This is a genomic window from Streptomyces sp. NPDC028289 (genome assembly GCF_055565975.1).
In genome coordinates, this window is record NZ_JBVHTI010000010.1 from 266,487 (window position 1) to 285,194 (window position 18,708).

The following is an 18,708-nucleotide window of genomic DNA, read 5'->3' on the forward strand; positions in this document are numbered from 1 at the left end:
GCACCGACCCCCGGCCGAGGGCACCATTGACGCGCTCATGCCCCTTACATATCTTGCCGTTCGAAGTGCTGACCGTTGTTCGATATCTCGAATAGCGCGAATGGCGTAATTCTCCTCACGAGCCGCGGAGTATCCATGTCACGCACCACGCGCACCCGGCTGGGACTCGGCCTGGGTGCAAGCGCTTTCCTGCTCGCCGCCGGTCTCCTCCCGGCCCCCGCCCACGCAGAAGACGTCACCGACTACTCGATCACCGTCGATCCGGACGCTCAGGGCGCCAAGATCGACAAGACGATGTACGGCGTCTTCTTCGAGGACATCAACCGCGCCGCCGACGGCGGCCTGTACGCAGAGCTGGTCCAGAACAGGTCCTTCGAGTACACGGCCGACGACAACAAGTCCTACACTCCGCTCACCGCGTGGACGATCACCGGCACCGCCCAGGTCGTCAACGACGACGGCCGGCTGAACGCCCGTAACCGCGACTACCTGTCCCTGTCCGCCGGTTCGGCCGTCACCAACTCCGGCTACAACACCGGCATCCGCGTCGAGGACGGCAAGAAGTACGACTTCTCGGTCTGGGCCCGCGCGGACAGCGGTACGGCCCTCACGGTCGGCCTCTCGGACTCCGGCGGCACGCTCGCCACCGCCCGCCGGGTGGCCGTGAAGAAGCACGGGTGGGCCCGGTACAAGGCGACCTTCACCGCCACCCGGACCAGCTCCGACGGCCGCCTCACCGTGGCGAGTTCCGGTGCCGCCGCCCTCGACATGGTCTCCCTCTTCCCGCGCGACACCTACAAGCACGAGCCCAACGGCCTGCGCAAGGACCTCGCCGAGAAGATCGCCGCCCTGCACCCGGGCTTCGTCCGCTTCCCCGGCGGCTGCCTGGTCAACACCGGCTCGATGCAGGACTACAGCGAGGCCTCCGGCTACCAGCGCAAGCGGTCGTACCAGTGGAAGGACGCCGTCGGCCCGGTCGAGACCCGCGCCACCAACGCCAACTTCTGGGGCTACAACCAGAGTTACGGCCTCGGCTACTACGAGTACTTCCGCTTCGCCGAGGACATCGGCGCCATGCCGCTGCCCGTGGTCCCGGCCCTGGTCACCGGTTGCGGCCAGAACCAGGCCGTCGACGACGACGCGCTGCTCAAGCGGCACGTCCAGGACACCCTCGACCTCATCGAGTTCGCCAACGGCCCGGTCACGTCGAAATGGGGCGCGCTGCGCGCCCGCATGGGGCACCCCAAGCCCTTCCACCTCACCCACATCGAGGTCGGCAACGAGGAGAACCTGCCCCAGCAGTTCTTCGCCCGCTTCACCCGGTTCCGGACCGCCATCCAGGCGAAGTACCCCTACATGCAGGTCATCTCCAACTCCGGCCCGGACGACTCCGGCACGACCTTCGACACGGCCTGGCAGCTCAACAAGGACGCCAAGGTCGACATGGTCGACGAGCACTACTACAACAGCCCGCAGTGGTTCCTGCAGAACAACGACCGCTACGACTCCTACGACCGGAGCGGACCGAAGGTCTTCGTCGGCGAGTACGCCTCCGGCGGCAACACCTTCAAGAACGGGCTCGCCGAGGCCGCCTACATGACCGGCCTCGAACGCAACGCGGACGTCGTGAAACTGGCCTCCTACGCCCCGCTGTTCGCCAACGAGGACTACGTCCAGTGGAGCCCGGACATGGTGTGGTTCAACAACCACGCCTCCTGGGGCTCGGCGAACTACGAGGTCCAGAAGCTGTTCATGAACAACGTCGGTGACCAGGTGGTGCCGAGCACGGCCACCACCACACCGAACGTCAGCGGCCCCATCACCGGCGCCGTCGGCCTGTCCACCTGGAACACCAGCGCCGCCTACGACGACGTGAAGGTCACGGACGCCGACGGGAACACGCTGCTCACCGACGACTTCTCCGGTGACGCGTCGCAGTGGACGCACACGGGTGGCGGCAGCTGGGCGATCCAGGACGGGCAGTACGTCGAGACCTCCGACACCGCCGAGAACACGATGGTCTCCGCCGGCGACACCAACTGGCACGACTACGACCTGCACGTGACGGCCACCAAGAAGTCCGGCAAGGAGGGCTTCCTCGTCGCCTTCGGCGTCAAGGACACCGGCAACTACTACTGGTGGAACATCGGCGGCTGGAACAACACCCAGACCGCGGTCGAGCAGGCCGTCGACGGCGGCAAGTCCACGCTGATCGCCAAGCCGGGGTCGGTCGACACCGGCCGTGTCTATGACGTCGGCATCAAGGTGCGGGGCCGTCAGGTGACCCTGTACCTCGACGGGCAGGAGTGGGGCAGCTTCACCGACGACAAGCCGGCCGAGCCGTTCCGGCAGGTCGTCACCGAGGACAGGAAGACCGGCGACCTGATCGTCAAGGTCGTCAACGCCCAGTCGGCGGCGGCCCGTACGGCCGTCGACCTCGGCGGCGCCGAGGTCGCCAAGAAGGCCAAGGTGACCACGCTCGCGGCGGCGCCCGGCGCGGTGAACACGGAGGCGTCCACCGCGGTCGCCCCGGTCACGTCCACCCTCACCGGGGTCGCGGACACGTTCACCTACACCTTCCCGGCGAACTCGATCACCTTCCTGAGGATCAAGCAGAATTGACGCCCTCTCCTGCCCGGGGGCCGGAGATTCTGGTCCGTGCCGCTACGTGGCACCACCTTGGGTTCCTGTTTCGCAGGCCATTGCCGACCGGCGAGGGTCGGTCTTACGGGGCCTCCGCAGGCCTGACTTCCCGCCCGTCCGGCGGTAGGTCCGACAACTCGTCATCGGACAAAGGCGACTCTAGCCCTGTCGTTGTGCCCCTGCGGACCGTTACGGGCACGCTGCCGGTAACTCCACCCTGAAGGGCGTGGTGCTGGGCAAGTGTTCGATGGCCTACTGCGTGGGGTGCTGCGTGACTGGCAGCACCCCATGCTCGGCGTGGCTCTTTCTGCGCGACCAGTGCCCGGTGATGCTCTCGCTCATGTCGGTTCTTCCGTTCTCCGCGGAGACGGTTTTTTCGGACGCGGTCAGGACACGAGCGCTAGGAGTTGGAGCGTGCTCCAGGTCAAGCCCGTTTCCGCGGTCACCCCAGTGCGCGCAGCGCGGCGACCTGTTCGTCGAGGTGGCGCCGGGTCCAGGCGGCGTGGTCGCCGGCGTAGCCGCGGGGGCCGCACTCCACGACCAGGATCAAACCCAGGTAGAGGTCGTACAGGGCGAGCCGATGGCGCAGTGCGGGGGAGAAGTCGAGGTGGCCGCCCGCCGCCCGGTACCCGGCCACCAGGTCGCTGTCCGGGCCGGTGTCCCCGCCGAACGCCAGGGAGACCAGTTCGGCGGCCGGGTCGCCCCAGAACGCCCGTTCGTGGTCGATGAGGCCGGTGATCCGGGGCGTGTCCGCCCGGTCGTCGACGAAGATGTTGCCCGGCCAGAGGTCGAAGTGGACGAGCCTGGGCTCCGTGACCTCGTCGAGGGCCGGGCCGCCCTCGGCCACCAGGCTCCGTATCCCGGCGGCGGGTACCCCGAGGTCGGCGTCCCAGCGGGCCGCGTCCGCCAGCAGGGCGTCCACCATGGCCGTGAAGGCGGTCCGCCAGTCGGCGGCGGACAGCTCCGCCTCGGGAGCCGGATAGCCGTACCGGCCGTCCTCGGAGGTCAGGGTGTGCAGCCGGGCGGTGATCGCGCCCAGTTCGTGGCGCAGCGCCGAGGCGGTGACGGGCGGGAGATGCTCGGCAGCCTTGTCCCAAGGGGTGCCCGCCAGCACGGAGACGGCCAGGAACTCGTCTCCCCCGAAGAGCAGTTCGGGGGCCGGTACCGCTCCGGCGGCCAGTCCGGCCAGGCGCCGGTAGACCAGGGCCTCGGTCGCCATGATGCCGCGCTCGTAGCGGAGCACGGGAGCCTCGGCGGGCGGCGCGAGTTTCACCACGGCCGGGCGTCCGTCGTCGAGGCGGACCCGGTAGGCGCTGTTGAACCAGCCGTCGGTCAGCTCCTCCTCCAGCCGGCAGCCGACGCCCGTCGCCTCCCGGAGGAGGGCGTCGAGTCCGGCGGCGGACAGGCGGCGTTTGGTCAGGCTCTGCATGCGGCGACTCGCTCTCGTCCGACGGGGCGGTGCGTGAGGGGCGCTGGGAGCGCGTGGGAGCGCTCCCGAAGATACGGGATCCGGGTCAGCCGTGATCCCTGCTTCGGATGATCTCCGCGGCTTCGACGAGTTCGCCGAGAACGGTTCGCACCGCCTTGCGGGCCGTCCGCTCCGGGCGGTGCAGTGCGTCGATGTGGCGGTGGGCCTCGATGCCGTCCAGGGGCCTGAGGGCGACGCCCGGGTGAGGGCGGGACGTCCAGCGGGGCATCAGGGCGATCCCGCCGCCCGCGGCGACCACCTCGGCGACCACGGCGATCTCGTTGACGCGGTGCACGATGTCGACCCGGCGCCCGGCCGCCGCCGCGATGGCCTCGACCGTGGCCAGCAGCGGGAAGCCGTCGTGGACGGTGATCCAGGGCTGGCCGGCGACGTCGTGTGCGGTCAGGGCGGGCCGCGCGGCCAGCGGGTGGCCGACGGGCAGGGCGACGTCGAGCGGTTCGCGCAGCAGCGGGGTGGCCGTGGCGGTCCGGGGCCAGGGCGGGGCGTGGTCCAGACGGTGGGCCAGGACCAGGTCGTAGGCGCGGGTCAGCGGCGGGAAGCCGGCCTGGGCCACGTCCTCGTCGTGAAGGGCGAGGCGGGGGGATCCCGGTCCGCCCAGCCGTCGTAGCAGCAGGGGGAAGAACGCGGCGGCTGCGCTGTGGAAGGCGGCCAGCGACACCGTGCCGTCGGGTTCGTCGACGTACGCGTCGATGGTGTGGCGGGCCCGGGCCAGTGCCTTCTCCACGCCGATCGCCGCGTCCGCCAGGGCCTGCCCGGCCGGTGTGAGGACCAGCCGGCGGCCGGCCCGCTCGGTGAGCGGCACCGGGATCGAGCGCTGGAGCAGCCGCAGTTGCTGCGAGATGGCCGAGGGCGTCACCCGCAGCGCCTCGGCGACGGCCGTGACGCTGCCCAGTTCGCCCAGCTCCCGCAGGACCCGCAGCTGCCGTTCGTCCATGGCGTGAGTGTAGCTTCGCTAAAGGGTTGGTTGAGAAGGTCGTCGTTTACTTCAACATGCAGCTCGTGGATCGTGGACCGCATGCCGACCACCCGCCGTATCGACGTGGTGCTCCTGGCCGTCGCCGTCGTCTGGGGCTCCAGTTACCTGACGGCGAAGACGGCCACGGACGCCCTTCCCGTCCCGACCGTCCTCTTCGTGCGCTACGCCGTCGCCGCGCTCGCGTGCGCTGCCGTGCTGCGCCGGTTCGGTGCCACCGGCGGCCTCACCCGGGACGAGAAGGTCTACGGCTCCCTGCTCGGCCTCACCCAGGCCGCCGTCCTCGTCCTGGAGACGTACGGTGTCGCCCACACCAGCGCAGGGAACGCGGGCCTGATCATCAGCCTCACCCTCGTCCTCACCCCGGTCCTGGACCGGGTCGGTCTGCCAGGGCGGTTCTTCCTCGCCGCCGGGGTGAGCATGGCCGGTGTCGCAGTGCTCGTCTCCGGCAACGGGCTGCGTGCTCCCGGAGCCGGTGACCTGCTGATGCTCGCCGCGGCCGTGGTCCGCGCGGGGCATGTGGTGCTGGTCGGCAGGGTGGCCGCGGGCCGGGCCCTGCGCCCGCTGCACCTGACCGCCGTACAGTGCGCCGTCGGCGCCGCCCTCTTCCTGCTGCCGGCGGCCCCCGGGCTGCCCGCGCTGGCCCGGACCGGCGCCGTCACCTGGGCGCAGCTCCTTTACCTCTCCCTCTTCTGCGGCCTGTTCGCCTTCATCGCCCAGACCTGGGCGGTCCAGCGCACCTCCGCGACCCGGGCCGGGCTGCTGCTGGGCACCGAACCGGTGTGGGCCCTGCTGGTCGGCACCGCCCTCGGCGGCGAGCGGCTCACCGGACTCTCCGTCCTCGGGGCCGCACTCATCGTCACGGGGACGTACTGGGGTCAAGCCGTCGAACGCGCACATCGCGGACTTCTCGCGGCAACGGCTGGCGGCGTGGCCCCGCGCGAGGCCCGTACAGGCTCCACACAGGCGAGTTAACCTGCGAAACATTTTCCAGAAAGCTACTGTTTCCTTTGAAGTCGTGAATTCTTTCCCGTGACGTACGCGCATTCGGAATTCGCCTTATTACTTCACAGGCGTGGCACAACCATCAGGAACCTCTACCCGTCTAAGTCGGCGAAACACCGACCTGCGGGGAGCGACGACCCCGTTTTTTATCTGGGGGCCGCACAGAATGAATCGCACCGTCCTGGCCGGGCGTGAACAGGGGGCGAAACCGGCAGGGGGCCGACCGGAACGGGAAACCGGCACCGGGAAATGGCGGCGCGCCGATCCGCGAGCAACCGCCGCGCTGCTCGCGGCACTTCTCACCACCGTGGCGTTCTGTGCCGCCGACGTGATCGCCCGCAGCTACCCGTTCGGGCCGCGCACCCGCAGCGTCAACGACCTCGGCAACCAGTACGTGCCCTTCCACGCCCACCTCTGGGACCTGCTGCACGGCAGGGCCGACGGCGGCCTCCTCGTCAACTGGCAGTCCGGCTACGGCTCCAGCTTCCTGCCGGACCTCGGCACCTACCTCAGCAGCCCCTTCGCGCTCCTGGTCGCCCTCTTCCCACGCGACGAGATCGACCTCGCGGTGTACGCGGTCACCGTGCTGAAGACGGCGGTCGCGGGCGCCGCCATGGCCTGGCTGCTGATGAGCCTGCGCCGGGGCCGCTGGTGGGCGGCCGGCATCCTGGGCGCCTCCTACGCCCTGTGCGGCTGGAGCCTCGCCCTCGCCTCGTACAACCCGATGTGGCTCGACGGCCTGATCGCGCTGCCGCTGCTCTGCCTGGTCGGCGAGTGGGCCACGGCCGGCAGGCGCCCGCTGCTCGGGGTGCTGATCGTGGCGCTCGCCTGGATCGCCAACTTCTACACCGCCTACATGGCCACCCTCGGCGCCGCCCTGGTGCTGCTGCTCCGACTGGTGCTCGCCGAACTGCCGTGGCGGCGTGCCCTCGCGGTGGTGGGCCGGGCCGGGGCGACCGTCGGACTGGGCATCGGCCTGGCGGCGCCGCTGGTGATCGTCGTGTACTCCGGCACCAAGCACGCCTACCCGGGCCGCGAGGGCCACTTCGCCCCGGTCGGCACCGAGGACCTGCTCGCCCGGCTGCTGCCGACGACCTACAGCTACAGCTCCCCGGCCCTCTACGTCGGCATCACCGCGCTGGTGCTCGCCCTCGCCCTGCCCTTCCACCGGAAGGTACCGGTCCGGGTGCGGGCGGGCTGGACGGTCCTGGTGCTGGCGGTGGCCCTGTCGCTCCAGTGGGCGCCGACCAGCCTGGCCTGGCACGCCTTCGCCGCCCCGAACGGCAGCTCCTACCGGCAGGCCTTCGTGCTCTGTGCCCTGCTGGTCATCGCCGCCTGGCACGCCCTGGCCCACGGACTTCCGGACCTGCGGGCACTCGGCGCGGCCGCCGTGCTGCTGGTCCTGATCGCCGCCGCCGCGAGCCGCAGCACCCTCACCCAGCAGCACAGCCACCACACCTGGCCGGTGGTGCTGCTCGCGGTCGCGGGCGCGCTCGGCGGGCTCGCGCTGCTCGGCCTCAGGAACGGCAGGCCGGTGCTGGCCGGGCTGGCCGTGGCGCTGCTGATCGGCGCGCAGTTCGGCGAGGCCGCCGCCACCTCGGCTGTGGCCACCCGGATGCGGCTCGGTCAGATGGACGACTACGCACCCTGGGGCGACCGCCAGCAGAAGGAGGCGGACGCGGTCGCGAGCGCCGACAACTGGCCCGCGTACCGCACCGAACCCGGCCGCGACCAGACCGTCGCCAACGACCCCATGATGGTCGGCGGCCAGGGCTCCCAGTACTACAGCAGCCTCACCGCCGACGTCCTCAGCCGCACCCTCACCGCCCTCGGCGACGGCTGGACCTCGCGCGGCCGCAGCCTGCAGAGCCTCGACAACCCGGTCACCGACGCGGTCTTCTCGGTGGGCGCGCGGGTGCACAACCCGCCGGACCCGCACCAGAAGTGGCTGCCCCAGGGCGGCGGCCCGTCCACCGTCACCCGCGAGGACGTCCCGCCGCTGGTCACGGTACGGCCCACCGCCGCGCACTCCACCCCGGCCGCCTTCGGTACCTCCCCGTACCGCAACCAGGAACTGCTGCTCGGCGCCCGCGTCTACACCCTGCCCCGCACCACCCTCAGCGGTGCGGGCAAGGGCGACGCGGCGCGCGGCCTGCTGGTCGACGGAGCGCAGACGATCACCGCGCAGTGCCGGCCCGGCAGTTCGGTCTTCCTGTGGGCGCCGCACTACTCCGGTACCGCCCAACTCGCGAGCGGCGGCGAGCAGAAGCTGTTCCGGTCCGACGCCGAGAACACGAAGATCGCCGCGATGCAGCCGCTCGGCACGGTCCGTGCCGCGGGGCAGGTCCGGATCGACCTCAAGCCCAACCGGCTCAGCCGGGTCCCGGCACAGGGCGCGGTCGGCTGCCTCGACACCGCGAAACTGCGCACCGCCGTGCAGCACCTGAAGTCCACCGGTGCGACCAAGGTGACCGTCTCCGACGGCACCCTGCACGCCCGACTGCCTGCCGGCAGCAGGGGAACCGCCGTGGTGGCCGCCCCGCGGATCGCCGGCTGGCGCTGCTCCGCAGGGGGCGACGAGGTCGCGGCGAGCGAGTTCTACGGCCTGATCGCCGTCCCGCTGGGCGCCAACGCCACCAGCCTGACCTGCACCTTCCACCCGCCCGGCCTGCGCCTGGGCACTGCCGTCGGCGGCGCCTCGCTGCTGACCCTGATCCTCATCGGCACCGTCTCGGCCGTACGCCGCAGAACCGCCACCCGCCCCGGCGAGCGCACGACCACCGCTCACTGACCCGTCCCCAGGGGGAAGAAACCCATGCTGATATCGATCGTCGCGCCCTGTTACAACGAGGAAGACGTCATAGAGCGCTTCCACGAGCAGGTCCAGAAGATCGCCAACGAGCTGCTGCCGCTCGGCCACGACATGGAGTTCGTGTACGTCGACGACGGCAGCCGCGACCGCACCCTGCCCCTCCTCAGCAAGATCGCCGACGGCGACTCGCGCGTGCGGTACGTCTCCTTCAGCCGCAACTTCGGCAAGGAGTCGGCGCTGCTGGCCGGCCTGAAGCACGCCACCGGCGACGTCGTGATCGTCATGGACGCCGACCTGCAGCACCCGCCGGAGCTCATCAAGCGCATGGTCGAGCTGCGCGGCGAGGGCTACGACCAGGTCATCGCCAAGCGCACCCGGCAGGGCGACCGCTTCACCCGCACCCTCACCGCCCGCCTCTACTACCGGCTCATCAACCGGATGGTCGACGTCGAACTCGTCGACGGCGTCGGCGACTTCCGGCTGATGTCGCGCCGGGTGGTGGACGCGATCGTGAGCCTCACCGAGTACAACCGGTTCTCCAAGGGGCTGTTCGCCTGGGTCGGCTTCCCCAGCACCACCTTCGAGTACGAGAACGCGGTGCGCGAGCACGGCAGCAGCTCCTGGTCGTTCCGCAGCCTGCTCAACTACGGCCTCGACGGGCTGCTCTCCTTCAACAACCGCCCGCTGCGCGCCGCGCTCTACCTCGGGCTGACCCTGCTGGCCCTCGCCGGCGCGTACACCGCGTGGATCGTGGGCGCCGCGATGATCCACGGCGTCCAGACGCCCGGCTATGTCACCATCATTACAGCCGTCACCGCCCTGGCCGGCGTCCAGATGATCATGCTCGGGGTCATCGGCGAGTACACCGGCCGGATCTACTACGAGGTCAAGGGGCGCCCGCACTTCCTGGTGAAGGCGACGAACGTGGACCGAACGGAAGACCGCAGCCGCGGCACGACGAAGGACCTCATCCCCTGATGCCGAACGCCACCCTGTCGACCGCCACCGGCCCCGCTCGCCCGATCTCCGGGCAGATCATCACCTTCGCGGTGGTGGGCGTCGTCAACACCGCGACGTACTACGGCCTTTACCTGCTTTTTCTCAGTTATTTGCCGTACCTGGCCGCACATATTCTCGCGTTTTTCCTGAGCATGATCGGCTCGTTTTTTCTCAATGCGAAGTTCACTTACCGGACGCGTCCCACCTGGCGGAAATTCCTGCTGTTCCCGCTGACCAACGCCACGAATTTCGTGATCACCACGGTGGGGGTGTACGTGATCGTCGACGTGCTGCACGCGGGAAGCAAGTTCGCTCCGCTGATGGCGTCGGCGGCGGCGATTCCGGTGACCTTCGTGGTGTCGCGGTGGGTCATGCTGCCGAAGGTGGAGGCGGCGTAGGCGCGACTCCTTCTCTCAGGGCGAGGACCTCGTCGATCGCAGACCGGATCTCCTCGCCCTCCGACCGCAGGGCGACCGCCGCCGTGCCGTCGGCTGTGCGGTCGCGTGCGCGGCGACGGCATGCGTTGCATAAAAGTGCAGAGAACCGTATAGTCATGCCATCTGGAGGAGGATGGACATGGCGGTACGTGCGGCGGTGGCCGGAGCGAGTGGGTACGCGGGCGGAGAGGTCCTGCGGCTGCTCCTCGCGCACCCCGAGGTCGAGATCGGCACCCTGACCGGCAACTCCAACGCGGGCCAGCGCCTGGGCGCGCTCCAGCCGCACCTGCTCCCGCTGGCCGACCGGGTGCTGGAGGAGACGACCGCCGAGGCCCTCGCCGGGCACGACGTCGTCTTCCTCGCGCTCCCGCACGGGCAGTCCGCCGCCGTCGCCGAGCAGCTCGGCCCGGACGTCCTCGTCGTCGACATGGGCGCCGACTTCCGGCTGGCCGACCCGGCCGACTGGGGGAAGTTCTACGGCTCCCCGCACGCCGGCACCTGGCCCTACGGCCTCCCCGAACTTCCGGGTGCCCGCGCCGCGCTGGAGGGGTCCAAGCGCATCGCGGTACCCGGTTGCTACCCCACCGCCGTGTCCCTGGCCCTGTACCCGGCCTACGCCGCCCGGATCGCCGAGCCCGAGGCCCTGATCGTCGCCGCGTCCGGCACCTCCGGCGCGGGCAAGGCGCCCAAGCCGCACCTGCTGGGCAGCGAGGTCATGGGCTCCATGACGCCGTACGGCGTCGGCGGCGGCCACCGGCACACCCCCGAGATGATCCAGAACCTGAGCGCGGTGGCCGGGGAGCGGGTCGCCGTCTCCTTCACGCCGACGCTCGCGCCGATGCCCCGGGGCATCCTCGCCACGTGCAGTGCCAAGGCCGTGGCCGGGGTGACGGGGGAGTCCGTGCGCGCGGTCTACGAGAAGGCCTACGCCGACGAGCCCTTCGTCCACCTGCTCCCCGAGGGCCGGTGGCCCGCCACGGCGTCCGTCTACGGTTCCAACGCCGTTCAGGTGCAGGTCGCGTACGACGAGGCGGTGGGCCGCATCATCGCGATCAGCGCCATCGACAACCTGACCAAGGGCACCGCCGGCGGTGCCGTCCAGAGCATGAACCTCGCCCTGGGTCTCGCCGAGACCACCGGGCTGACCACGATCGGAGTTGCGCCGTGAGCGTGACGGCAGCGAAGGGATTCACGGCCGCGGGCATCGCCGCCGGGATCAAGGAGAACGGCAACCCGGACCTGGCCCTCGTGGTCAACACCGGGCCCCGCCGCGCCGCCGCGGGCGTCTTCACCTCCAACCGCGTGAAGGCCGCGCCGGTGCTGTGGTCCGAGCAGGTCCTCAAGAGCGGCCAGGTCTCGGCCGTCGTCCTCAACTCCGGCGGCGCCAACGCCTGTACCGGTCCCAAGGGCTTCCAGGACACCCATGCGACCGCCGAGAAGGCCGCCGAGGTGCTCGGGCGCGGTGCCATCGAGGTCGCGGTCTGCTCCACCGGCCTGATCGGTGTGCTCCTGCCCATGGACAAGCTGCTGCCGGGAGTCGAGGCCGCCGCGGCCCAGCTCTCCGAGCACGGCGGCGAGAAGGCCGCCATCGCCATCAAGACCACCGACACCGTGCACAAGACGTCGGTCGTGACGAAGGAAGGCTGGACCGTCGGCGGGATGGCGAAGGGCGCCGGCATGCTCGCCCCCGGCCTCGCCACCATGCTGGTCGTCCTCACCACGGACGCGGTCGTCGAGAGCGAGGTGCTCGACAAGGCGCTGCGAGCAGCGACCCGGACCACCTTCGACCGCGTCGACTCCGACGGCTGCATGTCCACCAACGACACCGTGCTGCTGCTCGCCTCGGGCGCGGCCGACGTCACCCCGGAGTACGAGGAGTTCGCCGAGGCCGTCCGTGCCGTCTGCGACGACCTCGGCCAGCAGCTGATCCGGGACGCCGAGGGCGCCAGCAAGGACATCAAGGTGGAGGTGGTCAACGCCGCCTCCGAGGACGACGCCGTCGAGGTGGGCCGCTCCATCGCCCGCAACAACCTCCTCAAGTGCGCCATCCACGGCGAGGACCCCAACTGGGGCCGCGTCCTCTCCGCGATCGGCACCACCAAGGCCGCCTTCGAGCCCGACCGGCTCAACGTCGCCATCAACGGCGTCTGGGTGTGCAAGAACGGCGGCGTCGGCGAGGACCGCGAGAAGGTCGACATGCGCTACCGCGAGGTGCACATCGTCGCCGACCTCGCCGCCGGCTCCGAGACCGCCACCATCTGGACCAACGACCTGACCGCGGACTACGTCCACGAGAACAGCGCGTACTCGTCATGAGCACCACGCGTAAGCACACCGCGCTGCCCAAGGCCCAGACCCTCATCGAGGCCCTGCCCTGGCTGGTCCGTCACAACGGCAAGACCGTCGTGATCAAGTTCGGCGGCAACGCCATGATCGACGAGGACCTGAAGGCGGCCTTCGCCCAGGACGTCGTCTTCCTGCACCACGCCGGCCTCAAGCCGGTCGTCGTGCACGGCGGCGGCCCGCAGATCAGCGCCGCGCTGGACAGGCACGGCATCGTCAGCGAGTTCAAGGCCGGGCTCCGGGTCACCACCGAGGACGCCATGGACGTCGTCCGGATGGTGCTCGCCGGGCAGGTCCAGCGCGAGCTGGTCAACCTGCTCAACCAGCACGGCCCGCTCGCCGTCGGACTGACCGGCGAGGACGCCCACACCATCACCGCCACCAAGCACCGGCCCGAGATCGACGGCGAACTCGTCGACATCGGGCGGGTCGGCGAGATCACCTCGATCGACACGGGCGCGATCGAGGCCCTGCTCGCCGACGGCCGGATCCCGGTCGTCTCCTCGATCGCCCGCTCCCAGGACGACGGACATGTCTACAACGTCAATGCTGATACGGCGGCTGCGGCACTCGCTGCTGCTCTTGGCGCCGAAACCCTCATGGTCCTCACCGACGTGGAGGGCCTCTACGAGGACTGGCCGAACTCCGACGAGGTGATCAGCCGCCTCACCGCTTCCCAACTGGAGAAGCTGCTGCCGGAGCTGAGCTCCGGCATGGTGCCGAAGATGGAGGGCTGCCTGCACGCCGTGCGCAACGGCGTCACCACCGCCCGCGTCATCGACGGCCGGGTCCAGCACTCGATCCTGCTGGAGATCTTCACGGACGAAGGCATCGGCACGATGGTCGTGCCGGACCAGGAGGGGGAGTCATGAGCAACCGGGAACTGACCACGCGCTGGCAGGGCGCGCTCATGAACAACTACGGCACCCCGCGGCTGCCCCTCGTGCGCGGCGAGGGCGTCAAGGTCTGGGACACCGAGGGCCAGGAGTACCTCGACTTCGTCGGCGGCATCGCCACCAACGCGCTCGGCCACGCCCACCCGGCGATCGTCGAGGCCGTGAGCGAGCAGATCGCGTCCCTCGGCCACATCTCCAACTTCTTCATGGCCGAGCCCACCGTGACCCTCGCCGAGCGGCTCCTCCAGCTCTTCGGCCGGGAGGGCAGGGTCTTCTTCTGCAACTCCGGCGCCGAGGCCAACGAGGCCGCCTTCAAGATGGGCCGGCTGACCGGGCGGACCCACATGGTCGCCACCGACGGCGGCTTCCACGGCCGGACGATGGGCGCCCTCGCGCTCACCGGACAGCCCGCCAAGCAGGACCCGTTCCGCCCGCTGCCCGCGGACGTCACCCACGTGCCCTACGGCGACCCGCAGGCGCTGGCCGCCGCCGTCACCGAGGAGACCGCCCTCGTCGTCATCGAGCCGATCCAGGGCGAGAACGGCGTGGTCGTGCCCCCGGCCGGCTACCTCAAGGCGGCCCGCGCGATCACCGCCGCCACCGGCGCGCTGCTCGTCCTCGACGAGGTGCAGACCGGGATCGGCCGCACCGGCACCTGGTTCGAGTACCAGGCCCACGAGGGCGTGCTGCCCGATGTCGTCACCCTCGCCAAGCAGCTCGGCGGCGGGCTGCCGCTCGGCGCGACCGTGGCCTTCGGTCGCGCCGCCGAACTGCTCCAGCCCGGCCACCACGGCACCACCTTCGGCGGCAACCCGGTCGCCTGCGCCGCCGGCCTCGCCGTCCTCGACACCATCGAGAACGAGGGGTTGCTGGAGAACGTCAAGCGGCAGAGCGGGAGGTTGCGGGACGGAATCGAGGGTCTCGGCCACCGGTTGATCGATTATGTCCGGGGCGCGGGCCTCCTCCTGGGTATCGTGCTCACCGAGCCGCTGGCAGCGCAGGTGCAGCAGGCGGCTCAGGAGGCCGGGTTCCTGGTGAACGCGCCCGCTCCCGACGTCGTACGGCTGATGCCGCCGCTGAACCTCCGCGACGCCGAGGCGGACGCGCTGCTGCGCGCCCTGCCCGGCATCCTCGACGCAGCGAGCGGGGACGGACGATCCGGAGAATGAGACGACGATGAGCCAGGCGCAGGAGTTCGACCAGTCCGGCGGGACGGGGGCTGCGGTGCCGCAGACCCGGACCGCCCGGCACCGCCGGATCGTGGACATCCTCAATCGGCAGCCGGTGCGCTCGCAGAGCCAGCTCGCCAAACTGCTCGCCGACGACGGCCTGACGGTCACCCAGGCGACGCTCTCCCGGGACCTCGACGAGCTGAACGCGGTCAAGATCCGTAACACCGACGGCGAGCTGATCTACGCGGTCCCGAGCGAGGGCGGCTTCCGCACCCCCCGCGCCCCGCTGGGGGAGTCGGCGAAGGAGGAGCGGATGCGCCGCCTCTCCCAGGAACTCCTGATCTCGGCCGAGGCCTCGGCGAACCTGGTCGTCCTGCGCACCCCGCCCGGCGCGGCCCAGTTCCTCGCGTCCTCGATCGACCAGGCGGAGCTGCACGACATCCTCGGGACGATCGCCGGGGACGACACGGTGCTGCTGATCAGCAGGGAGCCGACCGGCGGGCAGGCCCTCGCGGACCACCTGCTGCGGCTGGCCCAGAACGGCCACTGACGGCCCCCGAGGGCCGACGGGGGCTGACGAGGGCTGACGAGGGCCGTCGGGGGTCGCCGATCCGCCGCCGACCGCGTGCGGGACCCGGTCCGCCGACGGACAATGGCCCTGTGATCTTCCGCGGCGAGCGGTCAGGCGGGCGGGCAATCCCCTGGCGGCCGTCGAACGTATACAGGGGTGTGTCGGGATTCCGGTTCCTTGTCGACCGCCTCCCGGACGAGGCTCTGCTGTCCGGGCTGGCCACCGGAGACCCGGAGCTCGCCGACGTCTTCGTACGGAGATTTCAGCACCGGGTCTTCGGGGTCGCGATGGCCGTCACCGGGGACCAGCAGCTCGCCGAGGACGTCGCCCAGCAGACGTTCGAGCGCGCATGGCGGCATGCCCAGATCTACGACTCGCGCCGCGGCTCGGTCGGGACCTGGCTCACCACCATCGCCCACAACCTCGCCGTCGACGCCGTCCGGGCCCGGCGGACGGAACCGATGGCACCCGAGGATCTCGACCCCCTTCTCGACGCCGTCACCGAGACCCCCGAACGGTGGGCCCTGGCCGACGAGGCCTCCACCCAGCTGCGGGCCGCGCTGGCCCGGCTGCCGCGGGACCAGGCCCGGGCCCTGATGATGGCCGGCATCTACGGCATGACGGCCCAGCAGATCGCCGACGCGGAGCGGATCCCGCTGGGCACGGCCAAGACGCGGATCAGAGCGGCGATGGCGAAACTCCGCACCGCGCTCGCGTCCCCGAAGGGAGGCGACCATGTCCGCTGACCCGCACTGCGAGAAGCTGCGTGAAGTCGGCGCCGAACTCGCGCTGGGCGTCCTGCCCGGCCGCGAGCGGGCCGCGGCGGTCGCCCATCTGGACGCGTGCGCGGACTGCCGGGAGTACGTGCGCCAACTCACCGGGATCGGCGACCGGTTGGTCGGCCTGCTGCCGGAGAGCGACCCGCCGCCCGGCTTCGGGACCCGGGTGGCGCGCAGCCTGGCCGAGCAGGCCGCGGGGGCGGAGGGGGCCCGGCCCGCCCGCGCCGCTCAGGGCCGGCGCGGCCGCGTCCGGCGCCTCCGGCTGCGGCTCGCCGCGGTCGCCGCCACCGCCGCGGTCGCGGTCGGCTTCGCCGGCTGGGCGATCGGCAGCGCCGTCGAGGGAGCCGTCACCGCCTCGGCGCCCGCGACCGAGTCCGAGCCCGTGCTGGTCGGTGACATGATCCCGGCCGGCGGCGGGGAGCCCGTCGGCGAGGTCTACGCCCACCCCGGCAGCCCCGCCTGGATGTTCGTCTCCGTCGCCCTCACCGCCACCCCTCTCAACGGCAGGGTCACCTGTCTCCTGGCCCGCGCCGACGGTACGACCACGCGGATCGGCGACTTTCCCGTGCGCGACGGACGCGGCAACTGGGGCGTGGCGGTCCCCGTGGACCTCACCAGGTACTCCGCTGCTCACCTGACCTCCTCGGACGGTTCCGTCCTCGCCACCGCCCGGCTGCAGCAGGGCAAGGTGGTGACCCCGGAGGTGTCATGACAGCACCGCTCCCGAGCCCAGCCGGTGCAGCAGGGCAAGGTGGTGACCCCGGAGGTGTCATGACAGCACCGCTCCCGAGCCCAGCCGGTGCAGCAGGGCGTACGGCCCCTCCCGCCCGAGGAGGTCCGCGTGCGCGCCGTCCTCGACGACCCGGCCGTGGTCGAGCACCACGATCCGGGTGGCGTCGCGGACGGTCAGCAGCTGGTGCGAGATGACCACGGTGGTCCGCCCGGCCATCAGCCGGCGCATCGGCTCCATGATCCGCCGCGCCGAGCGGACGTCCAGCCCGGCGGTCGGCTCGTCCAGCAGGAGCACCGGAGCGTCCCGGACCATCGCCCGGGCGATCGCCAGCCGACGGCACTGGCCGCCGGAGAGCATCCGGCCGCGCTGCCCGACGAGCGTGTCGTAGCCGTCCGGGAGCCGCTCGACGAACTCGTGGGCGTCCGCGGCCCGCGCCGCCGCGACGATCTCCGCCTCCGTGGCCGTCGGCCGGCCGTAGGCGATGTTCTCCCGCACGGTGCCGTGGAAGACGAGCGTCTCCTGCAACACCACCGCGATGCTCTCCCGGACGTCGGTCAGGCTGAGCTCGCGCAGATCGGTCCCGTCGAGACGGACCGCGCCCCGGTCGGGGTCGTAGAACCGCAACTGCAGCTTCGCGAGCGTGGACTTGCCCGACCCGCTCGCCCCGACCAGCGCCAGCGTCTCCCCGGGAGCCGCCCGGAACGACACGTCGGACACCGCCCAGGCCGCCGTGCCGGGATAGCGGAACCACACCCCGTCGAACTCCACCGCGCCGCGGGCCCGGCGGAGCCGGCGCGCGCCGGCCGCCTCGGTCACCTGGGGCCGCTCGTCGAGCAGTTCGATGATCCGTTCCGCGGCGGCGGAGGCCGTGTAGAAGGTGGTGCCGAGCCCGGACAGCCCGTGGACCGGGCCGTACAGCTTGCCGATCAGCGCGAGGAAGACCAGCAGTCCGCCGAGCGTGAGCTGGCCCTGGGCCAGCTTCCAGGTGCCGAGGGTCAGCACCGCGAGGCCGCCGGTCACCTCCACGAACTCGACCGCGGGCGCGTACACGGCACGGATCCGCGCCGAGGCCATCGCCGCGCGGAACCGGCCGGCGTTCTCCCGCTCGAACCGGCGTGCCTCCCACGCCTGCCGGTTGTACGCCTGCACGAGGACGACGTTGCCCAGCGACTCCTCGGCGATCGCGCCGAGCGCCCCGCCGCGCCGCCTGCGCTCCCGCGAGGCCTCCCTGACCAGCCGCGAGAAGTACCGGGCCGCGCCCCAGAACAGCGGTACGACGACGAGGGCGAGCAGGGTCAGGTCCCAGCGCAGGTAGAACAGCATGCCGAGGTAGATGCCCAGGCTGATCACGTAGTACAGGGCGTCCGCGACACCCGAGAGCAGGAACGTCTCCACCGCGTCGACGTCGCCCGTCACCCTCGACAGCACGTCCCCGAGCCGCCGGCGCTCGAAGAAGCCGAGCGAGAGCCCCTGGACATGCCGGAAGACGTCGGCGCGCAGGGCGAGCAGGAAGCGTTCGCCGACCCAGGTGGAGGTCACGTCGTCGGCGAAGCCGAGCACGCCGGAGCAGAGGACGAGGCCCAGGTAGGCGGGCGCGATCCACAGGAAGGGCCGCAGCTCCCGGCCGACGAGCACGTCGTCGACGACGAACTTGAAGAGCCAGAGCTCCGCGGCGTCGACGGCCGGGCCGGTCAGGCTCAGCAGGACGAGCGGCACGAGCCAGCGGCGGCCGCCTCGGGTGTACGGCCAGAACCGCCGGAAGACCTCGCGCGGGGAGAGCCGGGGGGCGGCGGCGACCACGGTGTCTGAGGGGTCGCCGGCCGACAGCAGACGCCGCAGCAGTCGCGCCATGAGGG

At 71.2% G+C, this 18,708-nt stretch carries 15 protein-coding genes; 12 read left to right on the forward strand and 3 right to left on the reverse strand.

The annotated features are described in order from the left end of the window. Window positions 1–135 precede the first annotated feature (135 nt). Window positions 136–2,622, forward strand: a complete 2,487-nt coding sequence (locus tag ACZ4UV_RS43640; RefSeq protein ID WP_467845981.1) for an alpha-L-arabinofuranosidase C-terminal domain-containing protein — start codon at window positions 136–138, stop codon at window positions 2,620–2,622. Between the two features lie 463 nt (window positions 2,623–3,085). On the opposite strand, the gene ACZ4UV_RS43645 is transcribed toward ACZ4UV_RS43640, so the two are convergent. Both ACZ4UV_RS43645 and ACZ4UV_RS43650 read right to left on the reverse strand, forming a co-directional pair. Then, window positions 3,086–4,072, reverse strand: a complete 987-nt coding sequence (locus ACZ4UV_RS43645) for a phosphotransferase family protein (protein WP_451018752.1) — start codon at window positions 4,070–4,072, stop codon at window positions 3,086–3,088. Between the two features lie 85 nt (window positions 4,073–4,157). Then, the gene (locus ACZ4UV_RS43650) at window positions 4,158–5,066 is read right to left on the reverse strand and encodes a LysR family transcriptional regulator (RefSeq protein ID WP_451018751.1); all 909 of its coding nucleotides are present in this window, start codon (window positions 5,064–5,066) and stop codon (window positions 4,158–4,160) included. Window positions 5,067–5,147: 81 nt separating this feature from the next. Here ACZ4UV_RS43650 and ACZ4UV_RS43655 point away from each other — a divergent pair, with 81 nt between their 5' ends. The 11 genes from ACZ4UV_RS43655 (at window position 5,148) to ACZ4UV_RS43705 (ending at window position 16,831) form a co-directional block, all read left to right on the forward strand. Next, a complete protein-coding gene (locus ACZ4UV_RS43655; protein WP_451018750.1) occupies window positions 5,148–6,080 on the forward strand; it encodes a DMT family transporter in 933 nt (310 codons plus the stop codon). 196 nt (window positions 6,081–6,276) lie between these two features. Beyond that, window positions 6,277–8,901: a YfhO family protein gene (locus tag ACZ4UV_RS43660; protein ID WP_467845987.1), complete on the forward strand. Its 2,625-nt coding sequence runs from the start codon at window positions 6,277–6,279 to the stop codon at window positions 8,899–8,901. A gap of 24 nt (window positions 8,902–8,925) precedes the next feature. Then, window positions 8,926–9,900 carry a glycosyltransferase family 2 protein gene (locus ACZ4UV_RS43665; RefSeq protein WP_451020265.1) on the forward strand — a complete coding sequence of 325 codons (975 nt, stop codon included), beginning with the start codon at window positions 8,926–8,928 and terminating at the stop codon, window positions 9,898–9,900. Continuing rightward, window positions 9,900–10,319 carry a GtrA family protein gene (locus tag ACZ4UV_RS43670; RefSeq protein ID WP_451020266.1) on the forward strand — a complete coding sequence of 140 codons (420 nt, stop codon included), beginning with the start codon at window positions 9,900–9,902 and terminating at the stop codon, window positions 10,317–10,319. The genes ACZ4UV_RS43665 and ACZ4UV_RS43670 overlap by 1 nt, the downstream gene beginning before the upstream one ends. 178 nt (window positions 10,320–10,497) lie before the next feature. Further along, window positions 10,498–11,526, forward strand: a complete 1,029-nt coding sequence (gene argC, locus ACZ4UV_RS43675) for an N-acetyl-gamma-glutamyl-phosphate reductase (RefSeq protein WP_467845997.1) — start codon at window positions 10,498–10,500, stop codon at window positions 11,524–11,526. Then, window positions 11,523–12,674: a bifunctional glutamate N-acetyltransferase/amino-acid acetyltransferase ArgJ gene (gene argJ / locus ACZ4UV_RS43680; protein ID WP_388920212.1), complete on the forward strand. Its 1,152-nt coding sequence runs from the start codon at window positions 11,523–11,525 to the stop codon at window positions 12,672–12,674. The genes argC and argJ overlap by 4 nt, the downstream gene beginning before the upstream one ends. Beyond that, window positions 12,671–13,573: an acetylglutamate kinase gene (argB, locus tag ACZ4UV_RS43685; RefSeq protein ID WP_451020269.1), complete on the forward strand. Its 903-nt coding sequence runs from the start codon at window positions 12,671–12,673 to the stop codon at window positions 13,571–13,573. The genes argJ and argB overlap by 4 nt, the downstream gene beginning before the upstream one ends. Beyond that, window positions 13,570–14,766, forward strand: a complete 1,197-nt coding sequence (locus ACZ4UV_RS43690) for an acetylornithine transaminase (RefSeq protein WP_451020270.1) — start codon at window positions 13,570–13,572, stop codon at window positions 14,764–14,766. The genes argB and ACZ4UV_RS43690 overlap by 4 nt, the downstream gene beginning before the upstream one ends. A gap of 7 nt (window positions 14,767–14,773) precedes the next feature. Beyond that, on the forward strand, window positions 14,774–15,319 hold the full coding sequence (locus ACZ4UV_RS43695; protein ID WP_351501901.1) for an arginine repressor: 546 nt from the start codon (window positions 14,774–14,776) through the stop codon (window positions 15,317–15,319). Window positions 15,320–15,498: 179 nt separating this feature from the next. Further along, window positions 15,499–16,086, forward strand: a complete 588-nt coding sequence (locus tag ACZ4UV_RS43700) for an RNA polymerase sigma factor (RefSeq protein WP_351501903.1) — start codon at window positions 15,499–15,501, stop codon at window positions 16,084–16,086. Next, on the forward strand, window positions 16,076–16,831 hold the full coding sequence (locus tag ACZ4UV_RS43705; RefSeq protein ID WP_467846005.1) for a hypothetical protein: 756 nt from the start codon (window positions 16,076–16,078) through the stop codon (window positions 16,829–16,831). The genes ACZ4UV_RS43700 and ACZ4UV_RS43705 overlap by 11 nt, the downstream gene beginning before the upstream one ends. Before the next feature lie 57 nt (window positions 16,832–16,888). Here the strand turns inward: ACZ4UV_RS43705 and ACZ4UV_RS43710 are convergent, their stop codons facing one another. Beyond that, window positions 16,889–18,703, reverse strand: coding sequence for an ABC transporter ATP-binding protein (locus tag ACZ4UV_RS43710; protein WP_467846008.1), 1,815 nt, complete (start codon window positions 18,701–18,703; stop codon window positions 16,889–16,891). Window positions 18,704–18,708: the final 5 nt, after the last annotated feature.